This is a genomic window from Fulvimonas sp. R45, assembly GCF_030504985.1.
GTDB lineage: Bacteria > Pseudomonadota > Gammaproteobacteria > Xanthomonadales > Rhodanobacteraceae > Rhodanobacter_A.
The window spans coordinates 44,151-57,542 of record NZ_JASERU010000020.1 but is presented as its reverse complement, the minus strand read 5'-3'; the positions used below and the strand labels follow the sequence as shown (position 1 = coordinate 57,542).

Annotated in this window: 13 protein-coding genes; 2 read left to right on the top strand and 11 right to left on the bottom strand. The window is 69.9% G+C overall.

Features of this window, described 5'->3' with window-relative positions; translation table 11 throughout:
• Window positions 1–120: 120 nt before the first annotated feature.
• From QMK61_RS15240 to QMK61_RS15215, 6 genes are all read right to left on the bottom strand, one after another.
• Window positions 121–1,230, bottom strand: a complete 1,110-nt coding sequence (locus tag QMK61_RS15240) for an S-(hydroxymethyl)glutathione dehydrogenase/class III alcohol dehydrogenase (RefSeq protein ID WP_302073083.1) — start codon at window positions 1,228–1,230, stop codon at window positions 121–123.
• Between the two features lie 27 nt (window positions 1,231–1,257).
• Window positions 1,258–2,616 carry an amino acid permease gene (locus QMK61_RS15235; protein ID WP_302073082.1) on the bottom strand — a complete coding sequence of 453 codons (1,359 nt, stop codon included), beginning with the start codon at window positions 2,614–2,616 and terminating at the stop codon, window positions 1,258–1,260.
• Between the two features lie 16 nt (window positions 2,617–2,632).
• Complete coding sequence (locus QMK61_RS15230) at window positions 2,633–3,298, bottom strand: rhomboid family intramembrane serine protease (RefSeq protein WP_302073081.1); 666 nt, start codon at window positions 3,296–3,298, stop codon at window positions 2,633–2,635.
• Window positions 3,299–3,461: 163 nt separating this feature from the next.
• Entirely contained in the window at window positions 3,462–4,112 is a 651-nt protein-coding gene (locus QMK61_RS15225) for a C40 family peptidase (protein ID WP_302073080.1), read from the bottom strand.
• 131 nt (window positions 4,113–4,243) lie between these two features.
• Entirely contained in the window at window positions 4,244–4,978 is a 735-nt protein-coding gene (locus tag QMK61_RS15220; protein WP_302073079.1) for a YggS family pyridoxal phosphate-dependent enzyme, read from the bottom strand.
• Between the two features lie 252 nt (window positions 4,979–5,230).
• On the bottom strand, window positions 5,231–6,655 hold the full coding sequence (locus tag QMK61_RS15215) for a M20 family metallopeptidase (RefSeq protein ID WP_302073078.1): 1,425 nt from the start codon (window positions 6,653–6,655) through the stop codon (window positions 5,231–5,233).
• Between the two features lie 328 nt (window positions 6,656–6,983).
• Here QMK61_RS15215 and QMK61_RS15210 point away from each other — a divergent pair, with 328 nt between their 5' ends.
• Both QMK61_RS15210 and QMK61_RS15205 read left to right on the top strand, forming a co-directional pair.
• Complete coding sequence (locus QMK61_RS15210) at window positions 6,984–7,472, top strand: SET domain-containing protein (RefSeq protein ID WP_302073077.1); 489 nt, start codon at window positions 6,984–6,986, stop codon at window positions 7,470–7,472.
• Window positions 7,469–8,008, top strand: a complete 540-nt coding sequence (locus QMK61_RS15205; RefSeq protein ID WP_302073076.1) for a GNAT family N-acetyltransferase — start codon at window positions 7,469–7,471, stop codon at window positions 8,006–8,008. Before QMK61_RS15210 ends, QMK61_RS15205 begins: the two co-directional genes overlap by 4 nt.
• A gap of 30 nt (window positions 8,009–8,038) precedes the next feature.
• Here QMK61_RS15205 and QMK61_RS15200 read toward each other — a convergent pair whose 3' ends face one another.
• The 5 genes from QMK61_RS15200 to panE all read right to left on the bottom strand — a co-directional run bounded on the left by QMK61_RS15200 (window position 8,039) and on the right by panE (window position 13,392).
• Window positions 8,039–8,959, bottom strand: a complete 921-nt coding sequence (locus QMK61_RS15200) for a hypothetical protein (protein ID WP_302073075.1) — start codon at window positions 8,957–8,959, stop codon at window positions 8,039–8,041.
• Complete coding sequence (locus QMK61_RS15195) at window positions 8,959–11,175, bottom strand: M1 family metallopeptidase (RefSeq protein ID WP_345783639.1); 2,217 nt, start codon at window positions 11,173–11,175, stop codon at window positions 8,959–8,961. Before QMK61_RS15195 ends, QMK61_RS15200 begins: the two co-directional genes overlap by 1 nt.
• Before the next feature lie 392 nt (window positions 11,176–11,567).
• Entirely contained in the window at window positions 11,568–11,897 is a 330-nt protein-coding gene (locus QMK61_RS15190; RefSeq protein ID WP_302073074.1) for a non-heme iron oxygenase ferredoxin subunit, read from the bottom strand.
• The gene (locus QMK61_RS15185; protein WP_302073073.1) at window positions 11,894–12,436 is read right to left on the bottom strand and encodes a GNAT family N-acetyltransferase; all 543 of its coding nucleotides are present in this window, start codon (window positions 12,434–12,436) and stop codon (window positions 11,894–11,896) included. The genes QMK61_RS15190 and QMK61_RS15185 overlap by 4 nt, the downstream gene beginning before the upstream one ends.
• Window positions 12,437–12,447: 11 nt before the next feature.
• The gene (panE, locus tag QMK61_RS15180; protein WP_302073072.1) at window positions 12,448–13,392 is read right to left on the bottom strand and encodes a 2-dehydropantoate 2-reductase; all 945 of its coding nucleotides are present in this window, start codon (window positions 13,390–13,392) and stop codon (window positions 12,448–12,450) included.

Genomic DNA, 13,392 nt, shown 5'->3' with positions numbered 1-13,392 from the left:
CCAAGGCATCGGCCGCCTCCTCCGAACTGACCGATGCAAAGTCTGGATGTGTCCACCATGTCCCCGAACACCTGTCCACCATGTGTCCGGGCTAAACACGACGGGAGAGGGGCTTGCATGTCAGTAGTGGATCACTGAACGGATGGACTTGCCTTCGTGCATCAGCTCGAAGGCCTCGTTGATCCGCTCCAGGCCCATGGTGTGGGTGACGAAGGGCGCCAGCTCGATCTCGCCCCTCATCGCCTCCTCGACCATGCCGGGCAGCTGGCTGCGGCCCTTCACGCCGCCGAATGCGGTGCCCATCCACTTGCGACCGGTGACCAGCTGGAACGGCCGGGTGGAGATTTCCTGGCCCGCACCGGCCACGCCGATGATCACGCTCTGGCCCCAGCCGCGGTGCGCGCATTCCAGCGCCGCGCGCATCACGTCGACATTGCCGATGCACTCGAAGCTGTGGTCCACGCCCCAGCCGGTCATCGCCACGATCACCTGCTGGACCGGCTGGTCGTGGTCCTTCGGGTTGACGCAGTCGGTGGCGCCCATCGAGCGCGCCAGCTCGAACTTGGCCGGGTTGGTGTCGACCGCGATGATGCGGCCGGCCTTCGCCTGGCGCGCGCCCTGCACCACCGCCAGGCCGATGCCGCCGAGGCCGAACACCGCCACGCTGTCGCCCGGCTGCACCCTGGCGGTGTTGTGCACCGCGCCGATGCCGGTGGTGACGCCGCAGCCCAGCAGGCAGACCTGCTCGTGGTCGGCCTGCGGGTTGATCTTCGCCAGCGACACTTCCGCGACGACGGTGTACTCGCTGAAGGTGGAGCAGCCCATGTAGTGGTAGATCGGCTGGCCGTTGTAGGAGAAGCGCGTGGTGCCGTCCGGCATCACGCCTTTGCCCTGGGTGGCGCGCACGGCCACGCACAGGTTGGTCTTGCCGCTCCTGCAGAACAGGCACTCGCCGCACTCGGCGGTGTACAGCGGGATCACGTGGTCACCCGGCTGCACCGAAGTGACGCCCTCGCCCACCTCGACCACCACGCCCGCGCCCTCGTGGCCGAGCACGCAGGGGAACAGGCCTTCCGGGCCGTCGCCGGACAGCGTGAACGCATCCGTATGGCAGACACCGGTGTGGCTGATCTTCACCAGCACCTCGCCCTTCTCCGGCGGGGCCACGTCGATCTCGACGATCTCCAGCGGCTTGCCGGGGGCGAAGGCGACGGCGGCACGGGATTTCATGGCGGTACTCCTGCGATGGATCGAAATTCAACCGGCCGCGGCCTGCCGCATGCGCCGCTCGATGCCGAAGGCGTAATAGGCCACGGTGAGCAGCGCCAGCCACGCCACGCCCACGTAGATCGCCACGCGGGTATCGGGGCTGTAGCCCAGCATCACCCACACGAAGCCGAGGAAAGCCAGGCACAGCACGCTGGACAGCGGCCACGCGCGCAGGCGGAAGCCCAGCGGCTGCGCCTGCCGGCGGCGGAAGCTCCAGTGCGCCACCAGCACCATGCCCCAGGTCCACACCGTGTTGAAGGCGAGGATGGACATCATCATGCCGAAGATGCGCCCCGGCACCAGGTAGTTCATCACCACCCCGAACAGCAGGAAGGCCATGGTCACCAGCACGCCGCGCACCGGCACGCCGTGCGCGCTGGTCCGGCCCATCGCCGCCGGCGCCTGGCCCTTGGTGGCCAGGCTGTGCAGCATGCGGCTGCCGCTGAAGGTGGTGGAGTTGAAGCTGGACAGCGCCGCGGTGATCACCACGAAGTTGATCAGCCCTGCCGCGCTGGGAATGCCCAGCCGCGCGAAGGTGGTGACGAACGGGCTGCTGTTGGCGTCCAGCGCGTTCCACGGGTAGATCGCCATGATCACGAACAACGAGCCGATGTAGAAGATCAGGATGCGCCAGATCACCGAGTTCACCGCGCGCGGGATGGTGCGCTCCGGCTGTGCGGCTTCCGCCGCCGCCATGCCGATGGTCTCGATGCCGCCGAAGGAGAACACCAGCACCGGCAGCGCCAGCACCATGCCGGTGACGCCGTGCGGGAACCAGCCGCCGTGCATCCACAGGTTGGACAGCCCCACCGGCGTGCCGTGGTTGCCCCAGCCCAGCCAGATCATCGCGAAGCCGCCGAGTATCATCAGCACCACGGTCAGCACCTTGACCAGCGAGAACCAGAACTCCAGCTCGCCGTACACCTTCACCGCCAGCAGGTTGAGCGCGCCGATCATGCCCACGCTGGCGAAGGCCCAGATCCACTGCGGCACGTCGGGGAGCCAGGCCTTCATGTAGATGCCCACCGCCGTGCTCTCGGCGATGCCCACGCCCATCATCAGGATCCAGTAGTTCCAGCTGGTGAGATAGCCGGCGAACGGCCCCAGGTACTTGTGCGCGTAGGCGCCGAAGGAGCCGGCCACGGGCTCGTGCGCGGCCATCTCGCCCAGCGCGCGCATGATGATGAAGATCATCGCGCCGCCGAACACGTAGGCGAACAGCACCGACGGGCCGGCCAGCTTGATCGTGCTGGCCGAACCGAGGAACAGCCCGGCGCCGATGCACATGCCCAGCGCCATGAAGGTGATGTGGCGCGGCGTGAGGCGGCGCTGCAGGTCTTGGCTCATGTCTACCCCTGTGGAATCAGCGCATCAGCCGGCGCTTCGGCTTGATCGGGAACGTGCCGCGCCAGTACTGGATCAGCAGCAGGCCACCCAGCATACCGCCCAGGTGCGCGAAATGCGCCACGCCGGCCGCGGTGCCGGTGACGCCCAGCACCAGCTCCACCGCCGCGTAGCCGATCACGAACAGCCACGCCGGCATCGGCACCGGCAGGAAGATCAGCATCACCTTCTCCTGCGGATACAGCATTCCGAAGGCCAGCAGCAGGCCGAAGATCGCGCCGGAAGCGCCGATGGTGGGATAGAAGCCGTGCGTGAAGTACTTCACCACCAGCAGTTGCGCCACCGCCGCCACGATGGCGCAGGCGAAGTAGTAGACGATGAAGTGACGCGTGCCGAAGGTGCGCTCGATGGTGCCGCCGAACATGTACAGCGCGAACATGTTGAACAGGATGTGCGTCACCCCGCCGTGCATGAAGGCGTAGGTCACCACCTGCCAGAAGCGGAAGCCGACCGTGATGACCTGGCCGCCGGCCACCGCTCCGGTCACGTCGGGCCCCAGCGGCCACAGCGCGAACTCGCGGCTCAGCGCCAAGGTCGTCGAATCGTGCAGCAGCCATTGCAGCGCGAACACCACGATGTTCGCGATCAGCAGGTTGCGGGTGACGGGCGGCAGGTTGGACGGCATGCGGGGATTCCGGTTCGGTGGGGCCAGGGGCGGTGCGCGTGTCCCACGTCATGCGGCCGCCGGGAGCATCGCACAAGACCGCCGCGCCGGGGCGGCGCCGCAGGACGGCCCGGAAGCGCGAAGGCCGCCCGCAGGCGGCCTTCGTACCGGAATCGTCGGCGTCTCAGCCCTGGTTGGCGGCGAGGTCGATCTCGGCCATCGCGTCCGGGCGCTTGGCGCCGGCGAAGCGCTTGGCCCAGTAGGCTTCCTGCAGGCTGTCCACGCGTACCGTCTCGCCGTGGCGCGGCGAATGGATGAAGCGGCCGTCGCTGAGGTAGATGCCCACGTGCGACACGCGCCCGCGGCCGTGCCGGCCGGCGGTGCGGAAGAACACCAGGTCGCCCGGTTTCATCTCGTCGCGCTTCACTTTGTGGCCCACGCGGAACTGCGCCGCGGAATTGGTGGGCAGCTCCAGCCCCAGCGCGTGGGCGAACACGTAGCGCACGAAGCCGCTGCAGTCGAAGCCGGTCGTGGGGCTGTGGCCGCCGCGCACGTAGCGGCTGTTGCGCAGCCGCATGGCCAGGTCGATCAGCGTCTTGCGCAGTTCCAGCGCCTGCGAATCGGCCGCCGGTTCGGCCGGGGTGACCGGGCCGCTGGGCAGCGTGGACAGGGCCAGCCGCGAAACCGGGTTGATGATCGACAGACCGTCCATCAGCGGAGCGGCGACCCGGGCGGCCACGGCACCGGAAACCTGGGGTGCGTCGGCGGCGAAGGCGGGAGCGGCCAGGAGGCCCAGGGCCAGCGCGGCAATGGCGGTCAGTCGGTGGATGGGCATGCGGCGGTTCCCAAAGTGGTCCGGACTTCAGGCCGCCCGCATGGCTGACGACCGTGACGAAGCCGTGAACTTAGCAAAGGGAATCCGTCAACTTGTTCGGATGAGGTTAATTGAACCTCGTCGTGCACTAATCACGGTGCGGGCGTGCCGCCTTCGGGCCAGTAATACGCATCCGGGTACGGCCTGCGGCCGAAGATCGCGGTGCCGATGCGCACCTCGGTGGCGCCCTCGGCGATCGCCAGCGGGAAGTCGCCGCTCATGCCCATCGACAGGCGCGGGATGTCGTGGCCGCGGTCGATGGCGGCGTCGCGCAGTTCGCGCAATTGGCGGAAACAGGCGCGCACCTCGGCCGGGTCGTCGGTGTGGATGGCCAGGGTCATCAGGCCGCGCACGCGCAGCGTGTCGTATTGCCGCAGGCTGTCCAGGAAGGCCGGCAACGCGGCGGGCGGCAGGCCGTACTTGCTCTCCTCGCGCGAGGTCTTCACCTGCACCAGCACGTCGATGGCGCGACCTTCCATCGTCAAACGACGGTGCAGCGCCTCGGCCAGTTCCGGGCGGTCCAGCGACTGTACCTCGCTGGCCAGCCGCGCCACGTCCCTGGCCTTGTTGGTCTGCAGGTGGCCGATCATCACCCAGGCTATGCCGCAGTCGGCCAGCAGGCCGGACTTGTCGCGGATCTCCTGCACCTTGTTCTCGCCGAAGCGATGCAGGCCCAGCGCCACCGCCTCGCGCACCACCTCGGGGCCGAAGGTCTTGCTCACCGGCAGGATGGCGACCTCGGACGGATCGCGCCCGGCGGCGCGACAGGCCTCGTCCACGCGGCGGCGGATGTCGGCCCAGTTGGCGGCGAGATGGGAGTGGTCCATGAGTGTGGCTCTTTGCATTCGCCTCCTCTCCCCTGCGGGGAGAGGATGGAGGTGAGGGGCGGGTGCTCGCCGCTTCCATCCAAACAAAGCGCTCCTTGCCTTCGCTTCCTCTCCCCTCCGGGGAGAGGATGGAGGTGAGGGGCGGGTGCTCGCGAAAACGTTCAACCGAGCGCCCCTCGTTTCTTTCAAGCAATCCGCGAGGTTGGCCCCTCACCCCGACCCTCCCCGGAGGGGAGAGGGAGAAGAAGCGGGTCAGCCCTCGGCGCCCTGCGCGTAGTGCTTCGCCACCACTTCGGCCACCACCATGCTCACCTTCTTGCCGGTGGGGATGTGCAGGAACTCGTTGGGGCCGTGCGCGTTGGAATGCGGACCCAGCACGCCGGTGATCAGGAACTGCGCCTGCGGGAACTTCTCGCCCAGCATGCCCATGAACGGGATCGAGCCGCCCTCGCCCATGTACGCGGCCGGGGCGCCGAAATGGTGCTCGGACGCCTCCGCCACGGTCTGCGCCAGCCACGGCGAAAGCTGCGGCGCGTTCCAGCCGCTGCCGTCCTTCTCCAGCTTGAAGCGCACTTTGGCGCCGTAGGGCGGATCCTTCTCCAGCAGTTCCTTGACGAACTGGCCGGCCCTGGCGCCCGACAGCGTGGGCGGCACGCGCAGGCTGAGCTTCACCGAGGTCTTCGGGCGCAACACGTTGCCCGCGCTTTCCAGCGGCGGCAGGCCGTCGGCCCCGGTCACCGCCAGCTGCGGGCGCCAGGTGCGGTTGAGCACCAGTTCGGCCAGGTCGTCGGTGACCGGCCGCATGCCCTCGACGAAGGGGAACTTGTCGTACACCGCAGTGCCCAGCACCTCGGCCGACTTCTTCGCCTGCTCCACGCGCTCGGCGGGGATCTCCACGTACAGTTCCTGCGGCTTGATACGGCCGGTGTTGGCGTCCTCCAGCCGCTCCAGCAGCTGGCGCAGGATGCGGAAGCTGGATGGCACCACGCCGGAGGCGTCGCCCGAATGCACGCCCTCGTCGAGCACCTCCACGGTCAGCTCGCCGCCGGTCATGCCGCGCAGGCTGGTGGTGAGCCACAGCTGGTCGTAGTTGCCGCAGCCCGAGTCCAGGCACACCACCAGCGAGGGATTGCCGATGCGCGCGGCCAGGTGGTCCACATAGAACGGCAGGTCATAGCTGCCGGATTCCTCGCAGGCCTCGATCAGCACCACGCAGCGCGCATGCGGAATGCCCTGCTCGTGCAGCGCCAGCAGGGCCGCCAGCGAGCCGAAGATGGCGTAGCCGTCGTCGGCGCCACCGCGGCCGTACAGCTTGTCGCCCTTGATCACCGGCGTCCACGGGCCCAGGCCCTCGGCCCAGCCGGTCATCTCCGGCTGCTTGTCCAGGTGGCCGTACAGCACCACGGTATCGTCGCCCTGCCCCGGCACCTCGATGTAGATCAGCGGGGTACGGCCCTCCAGCTGCACCACCTCCAGCGTGGCGCCCGGCAGCGCGGCCAGCTTGGACCGCGCCCAGCCCGACATCAGCTTCACTGCCTGGTCCATGTAGCCGTGCGCCTGCCAGTCCTTGTCGAACATCGGCGACTTGTTGGGGATGCGGATGTATTCGACCAGTTGCGGCACGATCTCGTCGTCCCACAGCTGGCCGACGAAGCTGGAAAGGCGGGCGGTATCCATCAGGAGGGCTCCATGCAGGCTGGCAAAGCCCACAGTGTAGCAGCCGGCCTCCGGAGCCCCGCCGCACGTGTGAGGTTTCCCTGACACGCCAGCTGGCCAAACGCGTACGTATGGAAACCGCCGGCGCCGGCGGCAGCGGCCCGGCCCTTGCGGCAAAGTACTCCCCGGTCGACAACGGAAGTCGCCACAGGGACGTCACGCAAGGGAACGCCGGCGCCGGGGACAAGGCGCCGGACAGGGATTCGGTTCCAGGATGGAGCAGCCGGCGCGCCAGGGAGGGGCGCCGGCTGCGCTACACTGGGTAGTACCGCCTTCGCCGCCTGCCCGCATGATCCTTCCGCGTTACCGCATCGCCCCTTCCGCCATCCGGGGCGCCGGCCAGGGCCTGTTCCTCGGCGAGGCCGTGCCCGCCGGCCGCATCATTACCGCCCCCGACGCCATCGACCGCACCTGGCGCCACGCCGAGATCGCCGCCGACCCGGCCTTGGCTGCCCAGATGCACGCGGCCGCGCGCTGGTTCGAGGACCACTACACGCTGTCGCCCGACTGGCCCGACGAGTGCTACATCAACCACAGCTTCCGGCCCACCGGCCTGTGGCACCTGGGCTTCGTGTTCGCGCTGGACGACCTGCCCGCCGACACCGAAATCACCGTGGACTACCGCCACCTGCTGCCGCCCGGCCAGGCCGAGGATTTTGACGACGCGGTCTCCGGTGAGAGAATCGTCGGTCTGCCCTGGGCCGAGAGCCTGGCGACCACCACCCGCGCGCTGGCCGCCTTGCTCGATGGCCGCCGCCCGCTTGCCGAACCGACATGATCGACGTTCCCAACATCGAAACCGCGCGCCTGCGCCTCACCGCCCTCACCGAACGCCATTTCGACGACTACGCCGCGATGCTGTCCGACCCGGAAAGCACGCGCTGGATCGGCGACGGCCTGCCGCTGGACCGCATCAACGCCTGGCGCTCGCTGGCCATGCTGATCGGCCACTGGCAGCTGCGCGGCTACGGCATGTGGGCACTGGAGCTGAAGGACGGCGGTGCCTTCATCGGCCGCGCCGGCCTGTTCCACCCCGAGGGCTGGCCCGACCTGGAGCTGGGCTGGATGCTCAAGCCGGAATACCGCCATCACGGCTACGCTACCGAGGCCGGCAACGCGGTGCTGGACTTCGCCTGGCGTCGCCTGCACGCGCCGCGCGTGATCAGCCTGGTGCGCGTGGGCAACGACGCCTCCGACCGGGTGGCCGGGCGCCTCGGCGGCGAGCACATCGAGGACATGGACTTCTACGGCAGCGACACCCACGTGTTCGCCTACTACCCGCCCCACGCGGAGCCGCGTCGCGCCTACGGCTGAGGCACGACGCGCAACGGCCCCGATGCGCCGTCAGCGCGCGCCGGCCAGACCCGGCCTGCGCCGGCGCCCTGCCGCCCACGCGCGCGCCACGGCCGCCAGCGCCAGCAGCCGCGCCAGCCGCATCCAGCCGATCGCCAGCACGATCAGCTGGCCCAGCAGCAGGGCCGGCAGGAAGCCGCCGTCCGCCGCCGTGGTATGGATGCGCGCGATGCCCAGCGCACCGGCGACGAGCAGACCCACCGCGCTCACCACCAGGTAGAACAGCAGCGTACCCAGCGGGCGCCGCAGCAGTTGCAGCAGGCCGCGCCCCAGCGCGCGCGTGGCCGAGCGCAACTCGGGATCGGCGATGAACGCGGCACGCGTCGATTCCACGACCGCCTGCGCCAGCACGAACACCACCAGCAGCACCCAGCGCGCGCCGTGCGCCCAGGCGTCCGCCTGTGACTCCAGCACCGCCCGTTCGGCGTGGCGGTCCGCCACATGCGCGCCAGCGCCGGCCACCACCGCCACCACGGCGTAGGGCAGCAGCGACCACAGCATCACCCGGAACATGCGGCCGTACTCGACCCAGCCGCCCTGCAGCAGCGCGCCGAAGCCCAGCGCGCGCCCGGCGCGTCCGCCGGCCACCATCATGCCGTCCAGGAACGGCGACATCAGCAGCGTCAGCAGCACGCCCAGCAAGGCGGTGGCACCGAACCACTCGGCGTGCCGGCCCAGCGCCATCATCGCGTCGCCGAACATCAGCATGTCGAAATGCCGTGCCCATTCGCCGGCATGCACGGAATGGTCGAGCAGGCCACCCAGCGTGCGCCACAGCGGCAATGCCACCACCGTGGCCGGCAGCAGCATGAATACCAGCCACAGCAGCAGCAGCCGCCACTGCACGGCGGCCAGCATGGCGGAACCAAGGGCGCCCGGGCCCACGCGACGGGAAGTGGTGTAGGCCATCATCACAGGGTCACCAGCATCGAGTAGAAGGCCTGCAGCATGGCGGCCACGTCGGCGGTCCAGCGTCGCGAGGCGGCGCCACTGGGCTTGGTGGTCAGGCTGTCGTTGAGCTTGTCCGCGTCGAGATAGAGCCGGCGCTGCGGGTCCAGCTCGGCCGACACCGCCTTGCTGGGCTTCTCGAACTCGAAGCGTGCCCAGCGGCGGTCGTCGTCCCAGCGCACGTCCTCGTGGCTGCCGTCGGCGAAGCTCACGCGCAGCGTCTCGGGCACGCGGGCGCCGTCGCGCAGCACGGTCACCGTGCTGTGCCAGGGGAAGGCGCCGCCGGTGCCTGGCTTGGCTTGAGGGTGCGCCTTCCTCCAGTCCGCCTGCCGCTGCTCGACCTGCTTGTCCAGCGCCGCGGCATCGACTTCCGCCGGCGTGCCGTCCTTCCACGTCACGCCCGCCTGCGGCAGCACCTGGTGGGTGTCGATGTCGGCCACGCGATCGTCGATATGGTGGGTGCCGTAAACGAACTGGGCGAAGATCTCGTCGACGTCCTTCGCATCGCCCGAACCGTCGACCAGCGCCTGGCGCAGGTCGGCCACCGAGGGATGGCGGAAGCGCCAGCGCTGGTAGTACAGCCGCATGGCCTTTTCCATCGTGGCCGTGCCCAGGCGCGCCTCCAGGTCGTGCATGGCGGTGGCGGTGCGCGTGTAGACGGTGCCGTAGCTGCTGCTGGAGAGACGGTCCCAGCTGTTCTGCGCCAACGGGTCGGCCGGCTGCTTCAGGGTCGCGCCGAGGCGTTCCACCTGGTAGGCGTTCGCGGTCGGCACGATACCCAGCCATTTCATGAACGGCGTGGCCAGGGCGATGTCATCATGCGTGTCGCGCAGCATGCGGTCGTCCCAGTACTCGTTCATGCCCTCGTCGAGCATCGGCTCCTCGAACTCGTTCGAGGCGAGGATGCCGTAGAAATAGCCATGGCCGAATTCGTGGATGTTGACGAAGTCGCTGCCGTACTGGCTGATCGTGCCCGGCTCGACCTTCGTGTAGCCCTCGGATGTGAAGAAGGTCGGGTACTCCATGCCGCCCGCTTCCTGCGCGTTGTACGGCGGCACCACCGCGGTGACGGTGTGGTACGGGTACGGCCCCAGCGTGTCGGAGAAATAGCTCAGCGCGGCGCGGGTGGACTTCAGCGTGGGCGCGGCGCTGCCCTCGTACTCGGGCGGGTAGATCACGCGCACCGCCACGCTCGGGCTGCCCGGGCCGGTCCAGCTGCCGTCCAGGGTCTTGTAGCCCCTGGCGGCGACCCAGGCGAAGTCGTGCACGTCGGCCTGGGTGAAGTGGTAGGTGGTGCGGCCGTCCTTCGTCACCGGCGCGCCCTGCTGCTGGCCCACCGCGCCCACGGTGTAGTCGCTGGGCGCGGTGATGTGCACATCGTAGCTGCCGAAGTCGGCGTAGAACTCGCTGTTGAAGTGGAATTCGTGCACGTTCCAGCGCACGGCGGTGGCGCCGCGCTCGCCGGGCAGTTCCAGCACGCCGATCTTCGGGAACCACTGCCCGACCAGGTTGAAGTCGCCCCACCAGCCGGTGCGCTCGACCACGCGCGGCAACTGGCTGAGGAAGTCGATGTCCAGCGCCAGCGTACCGCCGGCGGGCACCGGCTGGGCCAGGTCGACGCGTACCACGGTCTCGTCGGTCTTCGGACCACCGTCGGGCTGCACGAAGCTCCACTTCAGCGCCGTACCGTCCTGCCGCACCTGCTGCAGGCGGATCCAGCCCCACTGGCCCTTCTTCAGCCGCGCGTTGCCGCGCGAGCGGCCGTGCGCGGTGAGCACCTTGCGCTCGGTGAACCAGGTGCTGCCCTCGTTGGCGAAGGCGTTGAGGTACAGGTGGAAGTAGACGTGGCCGACCGGCCGGTCGCTGCGGTTGCGCCAGGTCATGTGCTCCTTGCCGGCGACCTGGTGCTTCGCCGCGTCCAGGCTGGCGTCGATGGCGTAGCTGACCACCCGGTCGGACAGCGTGGCCTCGCTGCCGGTGCGCTGCCCGCCCCAGGCGCCCGGTGCGCTGGGCGTGGTGACGATGGTCTGGTGCGCCGGCGCGAACGGGATCGGTGCCGCGGTCGTGGAAGATGCCGCGGCCGGCGCGCCGGCCGTCGGCGCGTCCTGTGCCCTGGCCTGCTGCGACCACGCGACGCTGCAGGCCAGCATCGCGAGCCCCACCCAACCGCGTCCGCCCATACGGAACCCCATCGGCACGCCCTCCCCCAAGGATCGATCCGTCCAGCCTGCGCCCGGGCAGGTCGTTCGTCATAGGCCAGAGGTCATGGTCCCGGAGGACTCAAAGCCTGTTCAAGATCTCCCCGTGGCCCGCGCCGGGAGCTGTTTGCGCGCAGGCCAAGGAAGAGCGAAGGCGTGGACGTCCGTCCACGACGGAGCGATGACGCAGGGATGCGGGCCAACAGACCCGGCCCGAAGGGTTGCCTTGCCCTGGCTGCCATGCGGCAGCGCGCGGCTTGGCCCCTGTCTTCGCAGGGGCAGGCTCTGCCAGCCAGGCAGGCGCTGCGCCACGCACTCCCGCCGGGCGGCCAGGACAAGGCAACGCGAGCTACGGGGAGATTTCGAACAGGCTCTCAGCCGCGGTCGTCGCGGGTCCAGATGGCGCCGTCCTCCTCGCGCACGGGGAAGCGGGCGATCGGCTCGTAGGCCGGCGGAGCGGTGACCGCGCCGGTGCGCAGGTCGAAGCGGGCGCCGTGGCGCGGGCATTCCACCTCGAAGCCGTGCAGCTCGCCGCCGGCGAGGTCGCCGCCGTCGTGGGTGCAGAGGTCCTCCACGGCGTAGAGGTCGCCGTCGATGTTGTAGACCGCGATCGGCGTATCGCCGTCGTAGACCACGCGGAACTCGCCCGGCAGCAGCTCGCCGCGGGTGCCCACGCGGACCCAGCCCTCGGCCGCCAGGCTCATGCGGGCAGGTCCTTCACCAGCACCTCGAAGCGCAGGTCATCGCGGAGCGGGATGCCGAAACGCGCGTCGCCGTAGGGGAACGGCTTGTAGTGGCCGGTGCGGCGGTAGCCGCGGCGTTCGTACCAGGCGATCAGCTCGTCGCGCTGCACGATCACCGTCATGTGCATGGCGCGGCACTGCCAGCGCTCGCGCGCGATGCGCTCGGCCTCGGCCAGCACCGCCTTGCCCAGGCCGCCGCCCTGCTGCGCCGGGTCCACCGCGAACATGCCGAAGTAGCCGCCTTCCGGCAGCTTCTCGATGTGGCAGCTGGCGAGCAGGCGCCCGTCCCGCTCGGCCAGCAGGATCAGGCTGTCGGGACGGGCGATGGTGGCCGCCACGTCGTCGGGATCGGTGCGCTGGCCGTCGAGCAGGTCCGATTCGGTGGTCCAGCCGCGGCGGCCGGAATCGCCGCGATAGGCGGATTCGACCAGGGCCACCACGACGGCGACGTCGGCGGCGGTGGCGATGCGGAAAGTGAAGGGGGCAGCGGGATGCGTCATGGCGGTGGATTCTAGTGCCGGGCAGCGGCGCGGGCGCGACCCGCCTCGTAGGCCTTCAGGTGGGCGTAGGCGACGGCCAGCATGGAGCCGTCGCCGGGCTCGCGGCCGGACCGCGCGAGCATGTCGCCGACCACGTGGTCGGCCTCGATCGGATGGCCCTGCTGCAGGTCGCGCAGCATCGAGGCGGTGAGGGTCGAAGCGGGATCGGTAAGCATGGCGCGCGCACGCTCCAGCGCGGCGTCGCTGGGCGCGTGGCCGGCGCGTCCCGCGGTGGCGCGGCATTCCTCCAGCAACGCCAGCGTGGTCTCGCGCCCGCCGGGCGCGGCCATGATGTCGCCCACCGGGGCGCGCATCAGGCAGGTGATGCCGGCCAGCGAGGCGAGGAATACCCACTTGTTCCACATCGCTTGCAGCGCCGCGTCGCTGGGGTGGGCGTCGAAGCCGGCGCCGGCCAGGGCCCGGGTGATCGCCTGCATGCGCTCCGACGCGGTACCGTCGCGTTCGCCGAAGACGAGGTCATGCATGCGGTTGAGGTGGCGGATGGCGCCATCGTCGTCCAGCGTGGCGGCGATCGAGCACTGCCCGCCCAGCACCTTGTCCGCGCCGAAGCGCGCGTCGAGCAGGTCGAGATGGCGCATGCCGTTGAGCAGCGGCAGGATCGCGGTGTCAGGCCCCACCGCCGGCGCGAAATCGTCGATCGCCTGCGCCAGCCCGTAGGCCTTGCAGCCCAGCACGACCAGGTCGAACGGCCCGCGCGCGCCGAGTTCGCGCGCCAGCACGGTGGGCGGCGCGGGCAGCATGGCGTCGCCGGCGGGACTGCGGATCACCAACCCGTCGCGCGCCAGCTGCGCGGCGCGCCGCTCGCGCACCAGGAAGCTCACGTCGCGGCCGTGCTGCAGCAGGCGCCCGCCGAAATAGCCACCGGTGGCGCCCGCGCCCACGATCAGGATACGCAT